The 21,709-nt window shown below is 41.1% G+C and carries 17 protein-coding genes and 1 pseudogene; 4 read left to right on the top strand and 14 right to left on the bottom strand.

From position 1 onward, the window contains the following. Positions 1–115: 115 nt before the first annotated feature. The 5 genes from VQ048_RS09840 to VQ048_RS09820 form a co-directional block, all read right to left on the bottom strand. Positions 116–1,042 carry a UbiA family prenyltransferase gene (locus tag VQ048_RS09840; protein ID WP_327611526.1) on the bottom strand — a complete coding sequence of 309 codons (927 nt, stop codon included), beginning with the start codon at positions 1,040–1,042 and terminating at the stop codon, positions 116–118. An 86-nt stretch (positions 1,043–1,128) separates the two neighbouring features. Continuing rightward, complete coding sequence (locus tag VQ048_RS09835; RefSeq protein WP_327611525.1) at positions 1,129–2,055, bottom strand: mevalonate kinase family protein; 927 nt, start codon at positions 2,053–2,055, stop codon at positions 1,129–1,131. A gap of 150 nt (positions 2,056–2,205) precedes the next feature. Next, entirely contained in the window at positions 2,206–3,042 is an 837-nt protein-coding gene (locus VQ048_RS09830) for a 1,4-dihydroxy-2-naphthoyl-CoA synthase (RefSeq protein WP_327611524.1), read from the bottom strand. A 55-nt stretch (positions 3,043–3,097) separates the two neighbouring features. Then, positions 3,098–4,303 (bottom strand): NAD(P)-dependent oxidoreductase, encoded by a 1,206-nt coding sequence (locus VQ048_RS09825; protein WP_327611523.1) that lies wholly within the window; start codon positions 4,301–4,303, stop codon positions 3,098–3,100. Positions 4,304–4,663: 360 nt separating this feature from the next. Then, entirely contained in the window at positions 4,664–5,302 is a 639-nt protein-coding gene (locus VQ048_RS09820; RefSeq protein ID WP_327611522.1) for a J domain-containing protein, read from the bottom strand. Positions 5,303–5,854: 552 nt separating this feature from the next. Between VQ048_RS09820 and VQ048_RS09815 the strand changes: the two genes are divergently transcribed. Next, positions 5,855–6,421 (top strand): RDD family protein, encoded by a 567-nt coding sequence (locus VQ048_RS09815; protein ID WP_327611521.1) that lies wholly within the window; start codon positions 5,855–5,857, stop codon positions 6,419–6,421. Positions 6,422–6,962: 541 nt separating this feature from the next. After that, a pseudogene (locus VQ048_RS09810) lies at positions 6,963–7,652 on the top strand (IS1595 family transposase). Positions 7,653–8,207: 555 nt separating this feature from the next. Here VQ048_RS09810 and VQ048_RS09805 read toward each other — a convergent pair. From VQ048_RS09805 to VQ048_RS09780, 6 genes are all read right to left on the bottom strand, one after another. After that, a complete protein-coding gene (locus VQ048_RS09805) occupies positions 8,208–8,507 on the bottom strand; it encodes a type II toxin-antitoxin system RelE/ParE family toxin (protein WP_327611520.1) in 300 nt (99 codons plus the stop codon). Continuing rightward, positions 8,500–8,748: a type II toxin-antitoxin system ParD family antitoxin gene (locus VQ048_RS09800; protein ID WP_327611519.1), complete on the bottom strand. Its 249-nt coding sequence runs from the start codon at positions 8,746–8,748 to the stop codon at positions 8,500–8,502. Before VQ048_RS09800 ends, VQ048_RS09805 begins: the two co-directional genes overlap by 8 nt. A 597-nt stretch (positions 8,749–9,345) precedes the next feature. Beyond that, positions 9,346–9,906, bottom strand: a complete 561-nt coding sequence (locus VQ048_RS09795) for a Crp/Fnr family transcriptional regulator (RefSeq protein WP_327611518.1) — start codon at positions 9,904–9,906, stop codon at positions 9,346–9,348. Positions 9,907–10,349: 443 nt separating this feature from the next. Beyond that, complete coding sequence (locus tag VQ048_RS09790; protein WP_327611517.1) at positions 10,350–11,537, bottom strand: ABC transporter permease; 1,188 nt, start codon at positions 11,535–11,537, stop codon at positions 10,350–10,352. A 124-nt stretch (positions 11,538–11,661) separates the two neighbouring features. Then, positions 11,662–12,621, bottom strand: coding sequence for an HlyD family secretion protein (locus tag VQ048_RS09785; protein WP_327611516.1), 960 nt, complete (start codon positions 12,619–12,621; stop codon positions 11,662–11,664). A 28-nt stretch (positions 12,622–12,649) separates the two neighbouring features. Beyond that, positions 12,650–14,047 carry a TolC family protein gene (locus tag VQ048_RS09780; protein ID WP_327611515.1) on the bottom strand — a complete coding sequence of 466 codons (1,398 nt, stop codon included), beginning with the start codon at positions 14,045–14,047 and terminating at the stop codon, positions 12,650–12,652. A 476-nt stretch (positions 14,048–14,523) separates the two neighbouring features. Here VQ048_RS09780 and VQ048_RS09775 point away from each other — a divergent pair, with 476 nt between their 5' ends. Then, positions 14,524–16,665, top strand: a complete 2,142-nt coding sequence (locus tag VQ048_RS09775) for a TonB-dependent receptor domain-containing protein (protein WP_327611514.1) — start codon at positions 14,524–14,526, stop codon at positions 16,663–16,665. Between the two features lie 53 nt (positions 16,666–16,718). Here the strand turns inward: VQ048_RS09775 and VQ048_RS09770 are convergent, their stop codons facing one another. The 3 genes from VQ048_RS09770 to VQ048_RS09760 all read right to left on the bottom strand — a co-directional run bounded on the left by VQ048_RS09770 (position 16,719) and on the right by VQ048_RS09760 (position 20,283). After that, positions 16,719–18,386 (bottom strand): glutamine--tRNA ligase/YqeY domain fusion protein, encoded by a 1,668-nt coding sequence (locus VQ048_RS09770; RefSeq protein ID WP_327611513.1) that lies wholly within the window; start codon positions 18,384–18,386, stop codon positions 16,719–16,721. Positions 18,387–18,516: 130 nt separating this feature from the next. Next, a complete protein-coding gene (locus VQ048_RS09765; RefSeq protein ID WP_327611512.1) occupies positions 18,517–19,167 on the bottom strand; it encodes an alpha/beta hydrolase in 651 nt (216 codons plus the stop codon). Between the two features lie 42 nt (positions 19,168–19,209). Continuing rightward, complete coding sequence (locus tag VQ048_RS09760) at positions 19,210–20,283, bottom strand: glucokinase (protein ID WP_327611511.1); 1,074 nt, start codon at positions 20,281–20,283, stop codon at positions 19,210–19,212. 355 nt (positions 20,284–20,638) lie between these two features. On the opposite strand from VQ048_RS09760, the gene serC reads away from it, so the two are divergent. After that, the gene (gene serC, locus VQ048_RS09755) at positions 20,639–21,697 is read left to right on the top strand and encodes a 3-phosphoserine/phosphohydroxythreonine transaminase (protein WP_327611510.1); all 1,059 of its coding nucleotides are present in this window, start codon (positions 20,639–20,641) and stop codon (positions 21,695–21,697) included. The last annotated feature ends 12 nt before the right edge of the window (positions 21,698–21,709 follow it).

Genomic DNA, 21,709 nt, shown 5'->3' with positions numbered 1-21,709 from the left:
ATTCAGAGTGAGAGAAAGGGGGACATTGTCTCTCTTTCCTCTCTGAAAAATAAATGTTTTTATTGCTTATTATCCGCACCCAAAAAGTTGCATTTATAAGTTGAATTCAAGTAAACTAAAAAAGTAAGGAAAAATAAAAAGCGCCCATCCCCCGTTCCGACACCCCGTTAAACAGCATGAATAAAACCCCAACAAATACCCACAGCCTCAATAAGTTCAACAACCAAAACACCCGTCTGAGCCTAAAAAACACAAGCGGATAAAGCGCACTCAAAAACACGATTGAAGAAGCTAAAAAATAACCATCCATCCACCCCAACGCACCTAAAGAACTAATCAGGAGCCCCAAAACCGCATTTAAAACCAAAAGAAGTCCCAAAACCCGCACCGTCCCCTTAACCCCTACCGCAATAGGCAACGTACGGTAGCCAAACACCGCATCCGGACGCATGGTAAGAATATCTTTGATAAGGTCGATAATCAAAAGACTAATGAACAAAAACACCGCCATCAAAAAAATAATCTGCGAAAAATGCCGGTAATAAACCAACATCCCAAAAAACGGATAAAGCGTCAAAGAAACAAAAACCAAATTATTCCAAACCAACAATTTACTCAGTTTATGACTGTAAAACCACATCAGAAACTGATACACCACGAAAAAAATGAAAATACGAAAAGATAAAATTCCTGCCACCCCTAAGGAAAAAGCATTGAGAACCACATAGGAATACAGAAAGTATTTCTGCTTAAGAAACCGCTGCAGCTTGGAGCGGAAAGGCCGCTGCAAACGGTCTTTTTCCAAATCGTAAAATTGGTTAATCAGTCCCCCCGCTGCAATGCTCAAGACCGAGCAAACAATAATGCCATGCACTTTATAGTCGAACACAAAACGGCGAAGCGACTCCTCCTGACTAAAAAGAAAAAAAGTGGAAACGTACAGCGTAAAAGCAAAAAACACAAGGACAAAAACCCTTATCCCCAGCAAAAAACTAATCAACTGGGCGATACGATACACGAGCGGATTTTCGGATGTCCTCATAGAAAAAAGGCCTCTTTGACTAAAATTTGAAGACCAAAAACGGCAGACCCTACCTCCGAAATATTGTCCCTCGCCACTCCTCGGCCTTAAAAACGGTAAATAATTTCTTTATGAAAGCCCTCCAACATTCTATCGGCTTTTTCAAAATCCATGGTAAAGCCCAAGATATACCCGCCACCTCCGCTTCCGCACAACTTTAGGTAATAGGCGTTGGTATCAATCCCCTTCTTCCAATGTTTATACAAACTTTCAGGAATCATCGGTTTAAAATGCTCGTACGCCCACACCGAGAGGTTTCTAAGATTCTTGAAAAACGGATTCATGTCCTTTTTCAAAAACGTCTCTATGCACGCATTATTATAGCGGATGAATTCGTCTTTCAACGTTTTGCGAAAACCTTCGGTCTTCATTTTCTCAAAGAAAATTTGCACCATGGGCCCCGTTTCGCCCACCACACCGGAATCAATGAGGAAAATAGCTCCTTTCCCCTGCTCCCCCTCGGGAATAGCCACTTTGTCTACCTCTTCCCTATTCTCGATAAGAATCGGCAAATTCATGTAACAAATCAAAGGGTCGATCCCCGAACTCTTTCCGTGAAAATAACTTTCCAAAAGACCAAACACTTTTTTAAGCGACTTCAGATCCTCTTTCCCTATCGTGGAAGGATCGTATTTTTTCAACGAATATTTTTCAAAAATAGCCGCAACCAAAGCCCCCGAACTTCCTACGCCATACCCTTGGGGAATATTGCTATCGAAAAACAACCCTTGGTCAATATCCCGGGAAAGTGCCTCCACGTCCAAACGAAACCCCTCAGGTAGTGCCAGTTCCGCCAAATAAGCCGAATAGCTTTTGAGACTCTGATTCGACTTTTTCTCAAAGTCCGTCGAAAGATCGGAAAATTTGAGTGTTCCCTTATAAAAACTGTACGGCAGCGTCAAGCCTTGGGAATCCTCAATAATCCCATATTCGCCGAAAAGGAGAATCTTCGCATAGAATAAAGGGTTCGTCATCGTTTGGTTTGGTTTGCTTTATTTTATGGTGCAAATATACAGATTATTCCCTTACCCTCACCTGAAAATTCCACACCACAAAACCCATGCGCCTCCCAAAAAGCAAAAAACCACCCGAAAGCATCGGACGGTTCACTTATTTTTTTCAGATTAGGAAATCCATTGGTTTTCACCAAAATCCGGTTTTCGCTTTTCCAAAAAGGCGTTGCGACCTTCTTTGGCCTCCTCGGTCATGTAAGCCAACCGCGTAGCCTCTCCCGCAAAAACCTGCTGTCCTACCATTCCGTCGTCAGTAAGGTTCATTGCAAATTTAAGCATCCGTATCGAAGTTGGGGATTTGGCAAGAATTTCCTGAGCCCATTGGTAAGCCGTATCCTCCAGCTCCGCATGAGGAACCACCTCGTTAACCATCCCCATCTCAAAAGCCTCCTGCGCCGAATAATTTCGACCCAAAAAGAAAATTTCACGGGCTTTTTTCTGCCCCACCATCTTGGCTAAATAAGCCGATCCATACCCTCCATCAAAACTGGTTACGTCGGCATCCGTCTGCTTAAAGATGGCATGCTCCCGACTGGCCAAAGTCAAATCGCAAACCACATGAAGCGAATGCCCCCCACCAACAGCCCAACCGTTCACAGCCGCGATCACCACTTTCGGCATAAACCTGATCAGCCGCTGCACCTCCAAAATATTCAAGCGATGTCGGCCGTCCTCCCCAACATACCCCTGATGCCCACGCGCCTTCTGATCCCCGCCACTGCAAAACGCATGGCCGCCGTCTTTCGGACTAGGACCTTCCCCTGTTAAAATCACCACCCCAATGGAAGCATCCTCGTACGCATCATAAAAAGCATCGTAGAGCTCCGAAGTGGTTTTCGGACGGAATGCATTACGCACCTCTGGTCTGTTGAAAGCAATACGAGCCACCCCGTTGCATTTTTTGTAAGTAATATCCTCATAACCTTTGACTGTAATCCAATCTGCCATAATTTTCAACTTTATATTTTTAATCTGTCTGTTTTTACTTCGCTAATCCTTTAACTTAAGCCTTGCCATCCACATAATCCTGAAGATAAGCAAAACTCGGTGTCAAACGCCCATGTTGCGTAACCTTAGCCCGCTGCAAAATCCCATCTTTATCCCCATTAAAAAAAGCAGGAACAACTTTCTCCAAAAATAATTCGCCAAAGCCCTCACTCGCATCCTTGGGAAGTTCACAAGGAAGATTATCCACCGCCATAACGGTAATACTCTCAGGATCGTCCAATGCCGTCTCTGCATGACGCTCGGGACAATAACCGTAAAAAGGAGATTCAATAGTGCTCGGACGGATGGTACAAGCCACGGGACCGTCGATATCGCAAGAAATATCCGCCACGACCCGAATACGGTTTTCAGAAGCAAGAAGCATCTCCCGCGATAAAATCACCGGCGAACCGCTACCGTAAAAATGCCCCGCAATGAAAAAATCCGCCACACGGCTAAAACGTTCAAAATCGCTCTCGTACGCTTCCGGATATTCAAAGAAATCTTCAATCCCAAACATCGCCCCGTCCTTTCTTCGATTATAGTCCAAAACATCTAACATCACATAAACCGGCTCGGAAAAATCACGTCCCAAAAAGGCTTCCACATCCACCTCCTTTATCTGCATGGCATCCAGCATTTCTTTTGCCCCGTAAGCCACTTTGCCCCGCCCCGTCAAAACAATCTTCATGACCGGAAGTTCAATTTTGGAAAGTTCGGCGATCAAATCGTTCCGGGAAGAAAGACTTTCCGCCTTTGGAAGACTAAACCTCCCCGTACGAACGCCCAGCGCACGAAACCCGTTATAGGCTCCTACAATCCCCGCATAACGACCGAATCCCACCAAACGCCCACCATCTGCAGCCACCAGCGTTTCATGATCGTAAAGCACGATATTCTTATCCAAAACCGCCCGAAGTAAATCCCGGTTATAAGGCTGCTTTTTTATCGTATGAGAGAAAAAGAAATAGGTTTTATTGGCAATCAAAGCCTCAACGGGGACTTCCTTTACCCCCAGCAAAACATCGCAATCGGAAACATCGCTCGTTACCTCAAGCCCCTTAGCTTCATATTGCTCATCCCCAAACACCCGCAAATCCGACGCTTCCACAAGCAGCTCAGCCTGCGGAAAAGCCTCCAAAAACGAACCTGCCGTCTCAGGCGAAAAAACCACCCGACGATCAGGCGGACTCTTCCTTTCTTTAATCAATCCAAATTTCATGCACCAAAGATGCCTATTTTTATCGGGAAAAACAAAAAAGTCCTTTTGATTTCATAAGCCCTCAAATCTTTTTGTTCTTTTCATCCGCCGTGCCAAAACCTTTCCTTCGCCCAACGAGAGTTTACTTTACCTTTGAAACCTTCACTTCGTAGACTTTCAAATCTTCTTGATTTTATTTGGACTTATTCTAAATAAATTTTATATTTGCCCCATGAATACACTCATCCCCCCCTTTAAAGTCGCCCCGTTAATGCCCGCAAACCATCCAACCGAACCTCTATACTGCGGGAAAAAAAATTGCTGCAAAAAGTTCAAAAAAGGCAAACGGTGCAAAAAATGCCCCGGAAGGCTTAAAATGGCCTAATACAACCCGGTTCGCACCCCAAAAAAAATCAAAATCAAAACAACCAAAACAACAAGCCCCCAAAGCCATCCCTTGGAACCTCCCAAAGAATGAAGCCCGGGTTCTATCGCCTTTTCTTTCAAAACAGCCTGCGGTAAATCGTCATGAGTTTTACGCTCCTTTACCACTAAAGCCCTCACCGCCGTTTGTCTCAAAAATGTATTTTGGGCATGGAGCAAAAGTTTAAATTCGCCTTCATGGAAGGTTTCTATCTGAAATTCGCGCTCCCCAGAAGATTCAACCAACCCAAAGGGTAAAAGTTTAACCACATCGGCATTTTCCACCCGCCATTTGACCACCAACTTTTCCCCGACTTCCCCCTCCACTTTATCCATCGAAAATTGTGTAATCAGCGGCGGAGAATCACTCCGAAGACGACGGTACACGCGACGATAATGCCCATCGTACAAACGACGACGCTCCGGGTCACCCAACGTTTCGTAAGCCTCGGTCATTTCCCTGAAACGAGCCGCAAAAAAATCATCCCCCTCATTTTTGTCCGGATGGTATTTCAAAGAAAGTTTACGGTAAGCCTGCTTGATAACTTCCTGAGAAGCCTTTGGAGGCACCCCTAAAAAATAATAATAATCTTTCAAAACAGTGAGTCTTTTAATCGCCAAAGCCCTACCCCTTCATTCGTCCCTCATTATCAGCTCACGAATTTAGAGATAATTTCCCAAAAGAAAAACCAATCCGCACCATTGCAAAAAAATCCCCCCCATTACAATCTAAGTTTTTTCAGTGTGTTTAGTGTATTTTCACGTTGGTGGCAATTTTATCAAACTCACAGCCAATTAAAGAATTTCCCCAAACATCATTTATTTTAATTTTGATAATATTCTATTATTAGTTAGCTTCACAGAACATAAATTGCTCAGAGACATGATTTTTTACAAGGACTACTTTGACGACTTTTTTGCCCCCTTAACTGATAAAGTATAAGGGCAAAATTGACGAAATCCTTTTTTTAACGATTATCGCTCGTGTTCCAACAATTTTTTTTAAAGTATTGAAGAAAAGGTCTTTTTGAAATTCGAGTTGAATATGAAAGTATTGGTGGCAATTTTATTTGATATTGTGTGCATATAGTAAAAAGAAGATAAAAAAAAGACAAGGTAAAATAAGTCATAAGTTAAATAGTTTGACAAATGAAGATAACGGAAGCAGATAAAAAAATCGGAGATTATATATTGGCTGACCAAGACAAAAGAGTGCTAAATTTTATAATGGACTTTATAATTAGCAGTTTGTTTTCTATTCCTTTTGTTGTTCTGATGTATATATTTTCAGATTCAATTATTTTAAGTGTTTTAACATATTACCTGATTAGGTTCTTATATTATTTCATCACAGAATATTTTTTAGGTAAAACATTTGGTAAATATGAAACAAAAACAAAGGTCATTAGTTCATCATATTTCAAAAAACCTAATCTAATTCAATTAGTAAGAAGAAACATTTTACGCTTTTTTTCAATACTCTCAGCAGTAGATGACGAAAAGTTGGCGATTCACGATAAGTTTTCGGGGACTTTAGTCGTTGAAGACATAGAAAAGAAAAAGGTGTTATTAAGCAAATATTTGTATGCTTTTATTTTTTTTATGATTGGTACTATACGAGCAATTTATATGGTAGAAAAAGGGTTTGATTTATTTGGAATGTTTATTATAATAGTTTCTTTTGGTGCATTTTTTTACAAGATTATGAGAAAATAAGAGTCGTAATTATAAATGATTATATGTTAAGCAAAGGGGAAAAGATTGATTCAGCTGATGAAAACTACCACCAACATAGGCTTTACAAAAAAGCGGGTCGGGTTTTAGTTTGCTACTTTGTTTTTTTTCTTAAATTTTTCTTATAGGCTGATCGTAAGTGGTCTTTCTTCCGATTCTTCGTAAATACTCAACCGTTGTCAAGAGGCTGCCCATTGGATCCCAATACTGTTTTGTGCATTTCAAATTTCCCATACGCTCTAACAGAACGGAAGTCCGCCATCACTAACAATTACAAAATTTCATTAGATCTAAATCAGTTTTGTAGGTTTTTCTATGGTAATTATGGTTAATATCATTATTACGCTTAAAAGAGAAATTAAAGCCTATGCTAGTGGTAGTAAATAGAAGTTTCTGTACATTCCGTTTATTTCTATTTTTCGGGCTTTTTTATTTATAGCTACTTGTATACATTTCCATTTATGTTCATAAAAAATTAAGGCTTAAGACTAGGAAGTGATGATTAAATTTGTTGACAAGTCTTATGAATAGGAGTAAAATCAGCGATTATAAAATAAAAAAAATAATGAAGTGTTTTTTTTGTAGCGATATTGATGCTACGAAAACCGCAGAAATTTTAGGACTCAACAGGAATACTATCAACCGCTATTTTAGGATTTTTAGGGAGGTAATTTTTGAAAAACAACAAGCAGATTTGAGTTTGTTTTTTGGAGAAACCTAACGAAGTGGTTCGGCGTAGCCAATTTGAATTAGACGAAGCCTATTTTGGAGCCAGAAGATTACGAGGGGTTAATATGCCGCAAAAACGAGGAAGAGGAACCTGGAAACAACCTGTTTTTGGAGTTTTTGAAAGAGAAGGCAGGGTTTATACCGAATTGATTCCAAATGCAAAAAGTGAAACATTAAGAAAAGTTATTCAAGGAAAAGTTTCATTGGAAAGTATTTTGTTTACAGATGGTTGGCGGGGTTATGGTGGACTTTAGATATGGGTTATGAGAAGCATTTTAGGATTGATAAGAGCAAAAGTTTTTCAAATCAGAACGGTGTTCATATTAACGGGATAGAAAGTTTTTGGAGTTTTACGAAGCGAAGATTAGCAAAGTTTAATGGTGTAAAATCCACCTTTAATGTTCACTTAAAAGAATGCGAGTGGAGATGGAGAAAGGAACCAAAAGAAATGGAAAAGGAGTTATGGAAGTTGATAAAAAAATAGGGATAACTTTTTTAACGACTTCGTCTAAAAGTTACCCCCATTTTTTTATTTTTACAACAGCAAACAACAACTAAAAAGGTATTAAAATTTTATGTTTGCTAGTCTAGAGCCTCAATAAATAAGTAGTCTTTGTCTGAACCATAGATTTTCACTTTTTTTATATGTGGTGATTTTTTCGTTTGCTTTTTGAAATGAACTTTCGTCAACTTCAAGCTCGAAAATTTGTCGCAGGTCTGTAGTAAATTTGGTCGTGTCTTTTATTGTCGGAAAGTCGGCAACTTGTTTAAAAATTGTGCCCGTATCTTCTTGAGTTTCTGTCACAGATAATTTTTTGTCTTTCGTTATCTGTTTGTTAGTACAACCAAAAGTCATTAAGATTAAAATTATCAATGTGAGCAGTGTCTTCATACAATTACTGGTAACAAGTGGGTTTTACGAAGAAGCAGAAAAAATACCTCTCACTATCAGCCTAAAAAACAAGTGTATAGAAAAAGCGGGAAGTTTCAAATAAAAACCGTACCTGCTTTTTCGTAAAGCCTATGTTGTAGCCAGTTTTTATTTTTTCAATCTGCCTTTCAAATCCATTCGTTCGTGTAGAATTCTAATAATCTCTATTTCATCCTCCGATACCTGATGATAAAATATAATATGTTTGCCAACTTTTAATCCTAAAATATTGTGATTCATCTCTTCATATACCCTTCCTAATTCAGGATTTTGTCCAATTTGATTACAAGCAAACTTAATTGATGTATAGTATTTGTCAGCTTGATTTTCAGACCACATTTCAAAGGTATAGTCCCAAATATCATTCAAGTCATCAATCGCTTCTTGTCTTAGAGTGATTTTAGCCATTTTTTCGTTTTTCTTTCTTTAACTTCATTAAGTTTTCATCGAAATCAAAGTTTTCAACTCTTGGGCTATTTAATCCCTTTTGAATTGCATTTTTGAGAGCAATCACTTTACTTTCCTCATTTTCTAAAAGTCTTAATCCCGCACGAATCACTTCGCTTACATTTTTGTAACGTCCAGCTGAAACTTGTGATTGTACAAATTCGTCAAAATAGTTTCCTAAAGATATTGATGTATTTTTCATATTCTTCAATTTTTTCCAAAAGTACCAAATTTAGGTAAATCAACAAAGCATTCTATACGATATTTCGTTGGATTAAATTGACTACAACGGTCATGGTATTGCCGAAGGCAAGGATTATTAGCACCCAACTTCAACTAAAATATCATACTTCAAAGGTAAACAAAATTTTCTAAAAAACAATTACCCCCGCCTGCGGCAATACCTTGTTATCGGTAGTTTTTAATATCTCCATCTTGAATTATATTTCTTGTCAAATTCATCATTTTTTATTTTAAGGTCGTTCATTCTAACACGAACAAAATAATCACCGTCTTCATCTTTAGTTTCTGTGCAGTAGAGCAGAGTTTTTTTACTCCATCTATTTTCTCTAAAATAATATATTTTTCATTTTTAAATTTTTTAATTTGGTCAGTTGTAATATCTATATTCTTTGCTTTTACCTATCAATTCGGCGTATTCTTTTTCTGTCATATTGATTGAAAAATCAACCCTCCTAAATCGCTTTTGATTGTCGGCATAAAATGAAACAACTTCATTCTTGATTTTAAAATTTTATGTTTGCTAGTCTATAGCCAAATTAATTTTTAGGCTTTCTCTCTATCGTTCTGCTCGGATTCTACTGAGCGTTTCCTGCGAAATTCCGAGGTAAGAGGCCACCATTCCCAAAGGGGCTCTTAGGATGATATTAGGATTTTCTTCCAATAGCTGCGCGTATTTTTCTTTTGCCGTCATATATTGTAAAGAAGCCATCCTTTTAGCCATCTGTGTCATCAGATGTCCTAAAATGTACCGACTGAAATTAGCCGCGGGTAAAGAGACTGCACACAGCTCTTCCAGCTTCTCATAATTGCAATAGGTAATAGTGCTATGCTCCACGGTTTCTATATTGTAGCGGGTGGGCTGCTGTGTAAAAATAGTGTCTATATTAGCAAAAATCTTCTCTTCGGGATAAAAATTGGTGGTAATATCTTTACCATTTTCATAGTAGAACACTCTTGCTAAACCACACTCCATAAAGAAAACCGTTTTATTATAGGCATCTTGCTGACTGAGCAGGATCCCCTTTGGAAAAGATTGGGTAAGAGTTTCTTGCACCAAGAATCGTTCTATTTCAGCATCGATCTTAAAATGCCTCGAAAGGACTTCCAACAATTTCATTTCGGTTTTTTTTTTGCGAAAATAAGAAATTACAATGACTACTCCCCCTACACTAAAATAAAAAACTCATGGAAGATTTCATCCATTATCACGCCGTAGATCTTACGAATTAAGCGATAAATAGTCATTCAATAATGTCGTTTTTCCGCAATGCTGAATTTAGATTTAATAATTCTTCCGCAAGTTTTTAAAAATTCCTCAGTATATTTTCTGAAATTCTCCCGCAGGTTTTTCGGAACTGCTCTGTATGTTTTCTAAAAAAGCCCCTTATGAGTTTTAGTTTATCATTTCTAAAACTTCAACTCAAATTACGCCATAGCCCCCTAAGCAATAAACAGCAACCTTTAATTTCAACAAAAAATTGACGTTCTAGTCCTCTCACTAAGTTTAAAAGTCCTCTGCCAAAAATCTATCAAATTTCCATTGTTTACTCCAAAAAAGTTTTATTCCTTGGTTTCGGTTTCACTCAAATGGTATTTCTTGAAAAGACGCTGAATTTTAAACTTCAAAACCACCCAACCTATCATAAAATAAACCACGGCTAAAACCAATAGATGCATGAGGTAAGGCTGTGTAAGAGCAACATCCCCTTTCTCTATCACCAAGATTTTCATCGCTTCCAGATAGGAAGTGAGAGGGATAATGTCCGTAATCTCACGGATGAACTCTGGCATCGCATTTCGTGGCCAAGTGTAGCCACTCATCAGAAAAGCAGGAGAAGCGATCACCATCAGTATTTGGGTGACCTTCAAAGCATCGGGAAGAATAATGCTTACCATCACCCCAAGATTGCTGCACGCTACTACAAACAACCCCGTAATAACAATGAAGTAAAGCCATTCCTCTGGCATAGGAATCATAAAATACCTCCCTAACAGATAAAATAGGATAATATTGGTGGTAGAAAACACCCATATAGGCAAATTTTTCACCAGCATCACCAGCACAGCATATTTCTCTTTTCCTGCAAAATCTCTAATGAAGTTTTCCCGTTCAAACTCTGCCGCAAAACTCACCGCCATAGCCAATAAAATCACCTGCTGAAGGACTACGGCCATCATGGCCGGCCACATAAAGTAGAGATAATTACTGGTGGTATTAAATAGGGTAATATAATTTGCCTTGAAGGGTTCATACTGAGTTTTCGCCATCTCGGCGGTTATTCCTCTCCGTTGAAGGGTTTTGATTTCCATTCCTGCGGAGAGTGTTCCCAGTGTTACTTGTATGGCCTTACTAGCAAAGTTGGCCGTCATGATATTAGAAGTGTTGATATAAACATTCACTTCAGGATATTTTTTTTGTAGAATATCGGCTTCAAATCTGGAAGGTAATATAACCACCGCTGCGGCTCCCGTCCTAATAACCTCATCTTTTATACTTGCGGGTTCTTGCGGATACTCCAGAACCGTTACAGTCTTGTTATCCCGTAACATTTCTACTACTTGATTAGCGAGAGGCGTATGGTCTTGATTAATTACAATAATGGGTAAATTTTCTGTTTTCCCCTTCTGATAAGTAAATCCGATGATGAGGGCATACCCCAAAGGAGCTAAAAGAAAGACGCTTCGCAAGGTGGCATTTTGCAAAAACAGACGAAACTCCCGCTTGATAAGATATAAGAAATGTTTCATTGATTTAGATTAGAATTAAGATAACCATAGAGCGTTTCACCTTCGAGGCTATAATCTCTACGACTAGTGATAAGGTGGCTTTCTCCCTTTGCTAAGGCTATTTTATGATAATGAACCTGAGCAATTATTTTAAAATCACATTGGCATTCACTAAAATCGCCTGTACTGCTTTGGTATCGGTAGGCGCGACTTTGATTTCGTAAACCGCTTCTTCCATCTGATAATCCGGGAAAGCAGTGGTAATATCAGCATATTTGGTCAATTGCTTTATGGTAACGACTTTACCTTTCAGCATCCGCTGATTATACACCACCTGCATATTCACGATGCTTCCTTTAGGATATTGGGCAATTTTACTTTCGGGAATAGTAAATCTGAAATAGGTAGTCTTTGGGATATACCCTGAAAATAGAGGGTATCCTGCCGTAGCCAATTCGCCTACATTTAGGGCAATGGTTTCTATTTCCATATCGTTAGTCGCAATGATATAGCGCTCAGAATAAGCGACATGAGCTTCCTGCAAAGCTCCCATTGCCTGGTTTTGTTGTCCCTCTACCATTCCTATTTTTTCTGGTCGCGTGCCTTTCAGTACATCGTGCAATTCGGCATTCACGGCATCCAACTGGGCTTTTGCCCCTTGGTATTTGGCAAAAACTTCATCATAAGCTTGGGGCGACATCAGGCTATCTCGGAACATATTTCCTGCTCGGGTCAAAGATTTTTGAGCATAGTTATACTGCTCTTGCAATCCTTTTTGCTTAGCTCTAAGCTGTGCGAGCTGGTCGACAGTCGCTCCGTTTTTTGCCATCTGCATTTGAGCCCTTGCGGCTTCTGTTGCTCCTTTAGCTTGTGCGATTTTAGCGTACACCTCCGGCACATCTAAGATTGCAAGAGTATCTCCCGTCCTTACAATGTCCCCTTCTTTTACTTTTATCTCCAATATTCTTCCCGTAACTTTTGGGGAAAATGCAAGGGTCTCTTTTTTCACTTTACCTTCCATAGGTTTTTCGGGCTGGGTGCTATTGCAACTTGTAAGGGTGGCAAATAAAGCGGTAGTGGCTATGGTTTTATATATGGTTTTCATTTCAATTAAATTATTAATTATAAAGGTTTTATAAACTTTCAATTTTTAGATTTTGTGTAGACTTCATTAGCTCTACGGCAGCTCTTCTTTGGTTGAAGATAGCGGTTTCATATTCCAGCTCAGCACCTTGGAGGTCGTTTTCAGCATCTATCAAGTCTGATGATTTTTTGGTTCCGTAGCGAAATTCTTTTTCTACATTATCTAAGGCTTTCTGAGCAATTTCTTTTGCTTTTTGTTTCAGCAGAATCTGTGCGGTAGCGATATCGTATTGCGATTGATTATTAGCTAAATTTAATTTTAACAATCGGGCAGCTTCTTCCTTTTTAGATTCCAAAATTGCTCGGTCTATCTTAGCATTTTCTACGGCGTGCTTGCCTTCATTACCATCCAATATCTCCCATCTAAACCCCACCCCGACTTGGAAAAGCGGCAAAACATTAAGATTGGAAGGGTTGAGATTGAGATTGGTATGTGTATTGGGAATTAAAGCCTTCGAGGTTTTAAGATGATTATCCTGCAAACCTATATAACTGAGCGAAGATTGGGCAACCACTTTGGGAATCCACCAACGTTCCTCTGCTTTGATGTTATATTCTGTGGCTTTAATACCGTGCGTTAAGGCTTTTATTTCCGCTCTTTGTGAGAGGTTATCTTCTGTTGTTTCGTATTGTATCGGAACCAGCTGGGGTTCTATTTTTTCTATTCGCTCGGCCTCTATCCCAGAGAGAAGATTCAACTGCGTGATGAGCAGACGCTTCCTTCCTTCATATTCTACAATCTTAGAATCCAAAGTCGCTTGTGCAAGCTCTATTTTTTTATAATCATAAGGCATTATCAATCCATATCCTAGAGCTTTTTCTGCTGTTTTTTTGTTAATTTCAAGGCGTTTTTTGGCTTCGTCCAAAACATTTTTAGATTGATGCACCAAGGCAAATTGATCATAGGCCTTAGAAATGGAAGTAATCACTTCATCTCTATTTTTCGCCATCATTGCTTCTTCCGAAAGATTTTTCTCTCGGTTGGCTTCTTGGAGGTATTTCACTTTCCCACCAGAATAGAGCAACATAGAGGCTTCTGCTTTTGCCATTGTAGAAATACCCGAGAGGGCTAATCTGTTATTTTGCTCTGGAATAGCCATCGCCGGTGTAAGGTTGAGCAAAGATGGAATACTGAATTGCGATGTAGAAAAATACGTTTGAGAATAAAGATAACCTGCCTTCCCTGAAACTTCCAATTTGGGCAAGAATACATCTTTCAGTTTTTCATCATTCAGTTTTGTTTTTTTATTTTCCAACATCTGCTGCTGTAGGTTATAGTCTAAGCGCATTGCACTCTCTATCAACTCTTGGAGCGTGGGGGCGGTCTGCGCCCAGCCTAACGTAGATAAACAGAGCGTTCCCCCCGCAATAACGTGTTGTATTTTCATTGTTGATGGATTTAATGATGCAAAAGTCTTGCTTTACACCTCACCATCCTTTGACATTTGTCAAAAAGAATCGTTCCATAACAAAAAGTTCTCTTGTTTGCATTCCTGCATTAATACATTCGCCTCAATACAACAACACAATTATCCAATTTTCAAATCCTCCTCTTACAAGATTGAGTTTTTATTTGCTGTGTGGAAACTCTAAAATATTTAACAAATGGGAAATCTCATATTATTTTCTATGGTTGCCTTAGCCTTACAGCTTTATGTAAAAGGGATGCTGATAATCCTACTACAGAACCTTCCATTTTAGAAACTTGGAATCCTAATCGCTATGTTATTTATAGTGAAAAAGCCAAAAGAAAAACCAAGCCCCAACAAAGCCAAACCAACCTGCACCATTGCAAAAAACAAAAACTATTGTAACGCCATCCGACTTCAACCGACTGATTGCCCAAACATAATCTTTTTACTAAATGAAAAAACATCTAATCCTTCTCTCTTTCCTCGGCTCTTTCTATACCATGGCTCAAGAGAAAAACCAAACGAAGGAACCTAAAGAAAAAAATATCGAAGGCGTAACACTAACAAAAGTAAAAAAAGCGGTCGAACAAAAAGCCGACCGCACAATTTTTGACTTTTCGGAACAGCCCCAGCTCAATTCGGGGACGGCACTCGACGGCATCAAAAAACTTCCGGGAATGGTCGCTTCCGACGTCGCCGGAATGCTCTACCAAGGCAAAATGCTCGACGTGTTCATGGACGGCAGACCCCTGAACATCTCCAGCAACGAACTGAATGCCTTTCTCGAAGGTATGCCTGCCAACGCCATCGAACGCATAGAAATCATCACGCAACCCGGAGCGGAGTTTCCCGCAACTTCCGGAGGAGCTATCCTGAACATCATTACTTCCAAAACGGCGAAAAATTACCTCACCGCCACCTATTCCGGCAATTACTCTTTTACCGACGAAGAAAAAGTGCGCAGCCGAACGAACAACTCCCTCCTGCTCAATGCCAAAAATAAATGGTTCGGTTGGCAGCTTAACGTAGGGCAAAATTATAGGGAATCTACACAAAGAGGCAATTCCGACGGCATCACGAGCATGTACAACGACCGCCTGGGACGCGGCGCCTTCATGAAAGCCGCCCTAACCTTCGATATAGGCCAAGATCGCTTAATCTTGAACTACGACCTAAACCACAACAACAACGATGCCCGGATTAATAGCAACGGCCTTTACCAAAGCGCCCGCTACGAAAGATTCGACGAAACCAGTTCCTTGGGTAGCCGCCAAGACTTCATCGCAACTTATCAAAAAAAATTCGACGACAAAAATAAAAAATTGGACTTCCGTTTTTCTTACAACAAAAACGACAACCGTTTCCTTCAGGACAATCAGCAATTTAACGGAGTTCCACTAAACAAGCGGACACTCGACAACTTCTCTGATGCCAGAACCGCCGCCTTCAAAGTAGATTACTCCCAACCCATCAACCTCTTAGATGAAGGTAAAGTAAGCTTCGGAGGACTTTACGAAAAATTAAATTTTGAAACGCAGACTTTCGGCTTGACCAATTTAGAATATCAAAGACAAACCGCAGCTTCGTATATCGAACTTCAAGCCAAATCGGGGAAATTTGACTTTGTTGCTGGAACGCGAGCCGAAGACTATGACATTTCGGGTGAGTCCTTCAACAACAATACCCTCTCCTACGCCCCGCTGGAAACCTTCAAACAATTCCGGTTTTTCCCCAATGCCAGCGTGCAATATAACTTTGGGCAGCAGGTTTACTTTGCCCTTAATTACAACAAAAAAATCACGTTGCCAAGTATTTCCGCCCTTAACCCCAACAACAATATGCTGGCCAACGGAAATACTTGGAGCACCGGTAACCCGAACCTCCAACCGACAATCTTTGATAATTTTGAAGCCAAACTCTCCGCTTTCGATTACGCCTTTATCGGGTATAACGTGAGTTTAGCCAAAAATCAAATCCTCCAAAAAGTATCCCGAAGAGATGACGTCATTATTAACTATCAGGATAACCTTTCGGATTTCAGAATTCATAACTTCAACGTCGGCATTCCGCTTCCGTTCATGGTCTTTACCAAACCGTTCAAGGAAGTCATGAAAATGAATTTCAATCCGGATAAAATCAACTTCATGTACCTCTACGCCGGGTACCAAAAACACGAAATTCCCGACATGAAAACCAAAGGCTTTTGGATCATCAATCTCATGTCCCAATTTATCCTTCCGAAGGCTATCAAAATGGTCGCCAATTTCGGTTATCTAACACCTAATGGCAATTATTTCTATTTCGTAACCGAAAAACCTTTCATGAACAATTTAGATATCACCCTTTCTAAAAAATTCATGAACGACCGTCTAAATATTTCGGTATTCGCGAATGATATTTTAAATGGACAAAGAATGCAAATACGATCCATCGCACAGACGCCTAACGTCATGCTCTATAATAAATGGGACAGCCGTAGTTTCGGGATTTCCGTCAACTATAAAATCCCAACCAAAAACCGCTTGGCCAAAGAGACTCCCAACCTTCTGAATAAAGACAAGAAAGAAGAGACCGGGCTGATCCAAGGCCTATAAAACAAAAGAGACGATTGTTGAATCGTCTCTTTTTCTATCCCTATTTTAGGCGCCTAAGGCTTATAACTATCTTTCAGGGTAACCGTACGGTTAAACACCAAACGATCCGCACCACTGTCCCGATCTTTGGTGAAATACCCTATGCGTTGAAACTGCAACGGTTCTCCAATCTGAACCTCACCCAATGCCGGCTCGGCATAACCATGCGCCACCTTCAACGAGTCGGGGTTCACAAAGTCTAAAAAGTCGGCCTCCTTTTCGGCATCCGGCTGCTCCACAGTAAACAAACGGTCGTAAATACGAACCTCCACCGGAACGGCATGCTTGGCTGATACCCAATGAAGCGTTCCCTTCACTTTACGAAGGCTCTCCTCCGTTCCACTGCCGGATTTTGAACGCTCATCGTAAGTCGCATAAATCGTGGTTATTTCTCCGTTTTCATCTTTATCCACCCGCTCCGCCTTAATGATATAGGCTGATTTCAGACGCACCTCATTTCCTATAGACAATCGGAAGAATTTTTTAGGCGCTTCCTCCATAAAGTCTTCCCGCTCAATCCACAATTCCCTTCCGAAAGGAACCGAACGCGTACCCGCTTCAGGATCTTCGGGGTTATTTTCCGTCTCCAGCCATTCTTCTTTTCCTTCGGGATAATTTTCGATCACGAGCTTCACCGGATTAACCACCGTCATCACCCGCTTGGCGATTTTATTCAAATCTTCCCGAACAAAAAATTCCAATAACTGGATATCAATAAGATTTTCTCTCTTGGTTACCCCTACACGATCGATAAAATTCCTGATGGAAACCGGGGTATACCCCTTGCGGCGAAGCCCCGAAACCGTCGGCATCCGCGGATCATCCCACCCTGTAACAATCCCTTCATTGACCAAACGCTGCAATTTTCTCTTTGACGTGATCATATAAGAGACGTTCATCCGGGCAAACTCCCGCTGCTTGTTTCGGATTTTATCCTCCGAATAAACCTGGTCCAAATACCAATCGTACAATGGACGATGGTTTTCAAATTCCAAAGAACACAACGAATGAGAAATCTGCTCTATATAGTCACTCTGCCCATGCGCCCAATCGTACATGGGATAAATTTTCCACTCCGTGCCGGTGCGGTGGTGCGGGCGTTTTAAAATTCGATACATTACCGGATCCCGCATATTCATATTGGGAGAAGTCATGTCGATTTTAGCCCGCAAAGACATTGCTCCTTCCTCAAACTCTCCGTCTTTCATCCTTTGGAAAAGAGCCAATGATTCCTCAATCGGACGATTACGGTAAGGGGATTCCACGCCCGGCTCGGTCGGATTCTTACGCTGCTCGGTAATCACCTCCGAAGGCTGCTCGTCCACGTAAGCTTTTCCCTCCTTAATCAACCGAACTGCCCAATCGTACAACTGCTGAAAATAGTCCGAAGCATACAATTCTTCAGCCCAGCGAAACCCTAACCATTCGACATCTTTCTTAATCGAATCCACATACTCCTGCTCTTCTTTTTCAGGATTGGTATCGTCAAACCTAAGATTAACCGGCGCATTATACCTTTCGCCCAAACCAAAATTAATGCATATCGCCTTCGTATGCCCAATGTGAAGATAACCGTTAGGCTCTGGAGGAAATCGGAAACGCAGTGCCCCGGCATCCAACCCCGACGCCAAATCATCCTCTATAATTTGCTCAATAAAATTAAGCGATCGTTTTTCTTCCATAGTCAAAATGTGAAATGCAAATTTAACGATAAAAAAAATTCCTGAAAAATCCGCAGTTCGATTTCCCCTGTCTCACCGCAAAAGAATCAAACTCGTAAGCCCCCCTCCCAACAACGCCTCCCCAAAACCTCTAATCCTGCGAAAGAATTTGAGCCAAAAGAGCCGAAACCTCCTTAGACTTGGTGGCTGGAAAAAGATGAGTTCCTCCCCGAATCACATAATCGGGACGGGAATACTTCACCGGAAAAACAATATCCCTATCGCCCAAAATCTGAATAACCTCCGCGGAAGACGCCGAAGCTTTCCACTCCGAAATTTTCTCCACACTCCATTTGAGGTAATACGGATCTCTGACTCTAAAATATTCAAAAATCTTAGGATTTTCAGGATCCATAAAATGACGGATAAAACCGTAAACTGCAAAAGACCGGTTATTGAAAACTCTCAGCGGAATAAGTTTAGGAAAGCGAGTTAGGGACGCCCATTTCAGAACCCCCGATTTTTCCTTATCCGATTTTATGCTTCCCAGTATAATCACTTTCCGAGCAGGCTTCCGCCGATGGATCTCTTGCACGATAATCCCACCAAAAGAGTACCCCAAAAGGCAAAAAGGGGCGCTGTCGTCAATACGATCAGCCATCCGATCCACATAGTCCACAAATGCTTCTTCCTTCTCAGGCATCAACCAATCCAAAAAAACCACCTCAAAACCCGCCGGAAACCGCAGACGTTCCAACACCTTAAAATCTGCCCCTAAACCGCTGACCACATAAATTTTCATCCTTAAAAAAAGGCCATCGCTAATGATGACCCTATGATTTGATTATTTCTCACTTGTTCTTTCACCCTTTTCATAAAAAGCACCGTAATAAGCGGCCCCCTCCAGAATTTCTTTCTCGTTCCGCATCACATAAATAGGAATACCTTTCAAAAGGCGTTCCATGCGATCGGAAATCATGAAATCCCGATAAAATTTTTCCCGATTGCAAAAAGGCAATAAAACCTCTATGATTTCGCCCGTGATAATCAATCCCCCCGTAGCCTTTAGTTTCAGTACCATACTATTGGCCTCCCGCGCCAAAAAGGCCCAAAACAATTCCACCGTCAAATTAACCAACCGGCTTTGACCCGCTCGGGCTTCCGAAGCCAAAACCTCTAAGAAAGGTTCATTCTGAACCCGACGAGAAAGACTCTCGCCCTCTTCATGCCGGCCTATATCCCTCAAGAAACGATAAATATTATACAGCCCTTTCTTACTCAAGACCGATTCCCAAGTGACCAAACCGTAAATCTCGTGCAAATAGCGGTAAAATTCCACCTCGTCATCATTTCGGGGCGAAAACTCCGTATGGCCTCCCTCCGTGGCAAAAGGACGCAAAAACTGGCCATCGAAAAAAAGTCCCGCTTCGCCCAAACCATTCCCAGGCGCAAGAATCGCCACATTCCCCCTAGGCACAGCCGCCTCTGCCCCATACAGCATCTCAATCTGCTGAGATTTTGCACAGGCAAGACTATAAGCAACCGCTTCCAAGTCATTAATTACCGAAACCTTCGAAATCCCCAACTCCGATTGAATTTTTTGTTTATCGACCGGCCAAGGCAAATTAGGCGTATGACAAGAACCCGAAATAACCGGTCCCGGAACCGCTACCGCCACCTTTACTTCGGTGGTAATCTGCTGTTCCGACAAAAAATGTTTGAGCATCGCCCTAAAATCGGAAAATTCGGTTGTTACATATTCGGATACTGCCGTTTCGCTGAGCTTTCCGCCCAAACAACTATAAACCGCAAGCACCGATTTCTCATACCTTAAGTCGGCCGCAACCAACAAAGAATTACGATTAATCTCGCAATCGATTCCCGGCGAATACAAAGGAAAATTAATTTCAGAAGCCATAGTCTCTTGTTTGTAACCAAAGATACTAAAAGTTTCAAATAAAACACAAATCACAAATTTTTGCTAAAAAACCACTCCCTACACTCCTTTAAAACTCTAAAAAACAGCCTTTAAACCAAGACAACTCCTGCTTTTTCCAACCCAACAAACCGAACGCCCAATAAAATCCATCCCCGAAAACTCGACTTCAGCATGGCTTGTTTTGCCCCAAAGATAAAATAAGGTAAAGTTTCCTCCCCCTGAAAAATCGAAAGCCCTGTTTTCGGTCTGCAAAAAAATACCTATTTTTGTAAAGAAGATAGAAAAACAACCTTGATAAAAGGCATTTCTTCTCCCATTCAAGAATCAAATTGATATGAAAAAGCATAACTTCAGTGCGGGACCCTGCATCCTTCCTCAGGAGGTTTTCCATAAATCCGCCGAAGCCGTTTTAGATTTTAACGGAATCGGCCTCTCTCTATTAGAAATTTCCCATCGAAGCAAGGATTTCGTAGCCGTCATGGACGAAGCCCGTGCCATCGTCAAAAGATTAATGAATCTGAACGACGATTACGAAGTTCTCTTTTTGGGCGGCGGTGCCAGTCTTCAGTTTGTCATGGTACCGTTCAATTTGATGCCGGAGTTAAGCGGTAAGGCCGCTTATTTGGACACCGGTACTTGGGCGGCAGGCGCCATCAAAGAAGCCCAAAAACTGGGGCACGTGGATGTGATTGCTTCCTCCAAAGAAGACCGCTACCGTTATATTCCGAAAGATTACACTGTAAATTCCACCTACGATTATTTCCATTGCACCAGCAACAATACCATCTACGGCACCCAAATGAAAACGTTTCCCGAAGTGGATACGCTAATGGTGTGTGATATGAGTTCGGACATTTTCTCCCGTCAGCTCGATTTTTCAAAATTCGACCTCATCTATGCCGGAGCCCAAAAAAACATGGGACCTGCAGGCGTTACTTTGGTAGTGGTAAAAAAAGAAATTCTCGGAAAAACGGGACGAAATCTTCCCTCGTATTTGGACTACCGCCTTCACATTGCCAAGGAATCCATGTTCAATACTCCTCCGGTGTTTCCGGTGTATGTTTCGCTTCTTACCCTCCAGCATTTGGAAAAAAACGGAGGCATTGCCGCCGCCGAAAAGCGCAACCAAGCCAAAGCCCAATTATTGTACGACGAGATCGACCGAAATCCGCTTTTCCAAACGTTTTGCGTAGAAGAAGACCGTTCGCTTATGAATGTTTCTTTTAACCTGACCGACGAAAGCAAAAAAGAAGCCTTCGACAAAGCTTGGAAAGAAGCCGGAATTAACGGACTGAACGGCCACCGCAGTTTAGGCGGCTACAGGGCCAGTTTGTACAACGCCCTGAGCCTTGAAAGCGTACAGGTATTAGTCGATGTCATGCGGGCCATTTAAACCCTATCCAAC

It is taken from the genome of Bergeyella anatis, from assembly GCF_036016955.1.
Classification (GTDB): Bacteria; Bacteroidota; Bacteroidia; order Flavobacteriales; family Weeksellaceae; genus JAYWXI01.
This window is presented reverse-complemented; position numbering and strand designations above follow the sequence as displayed.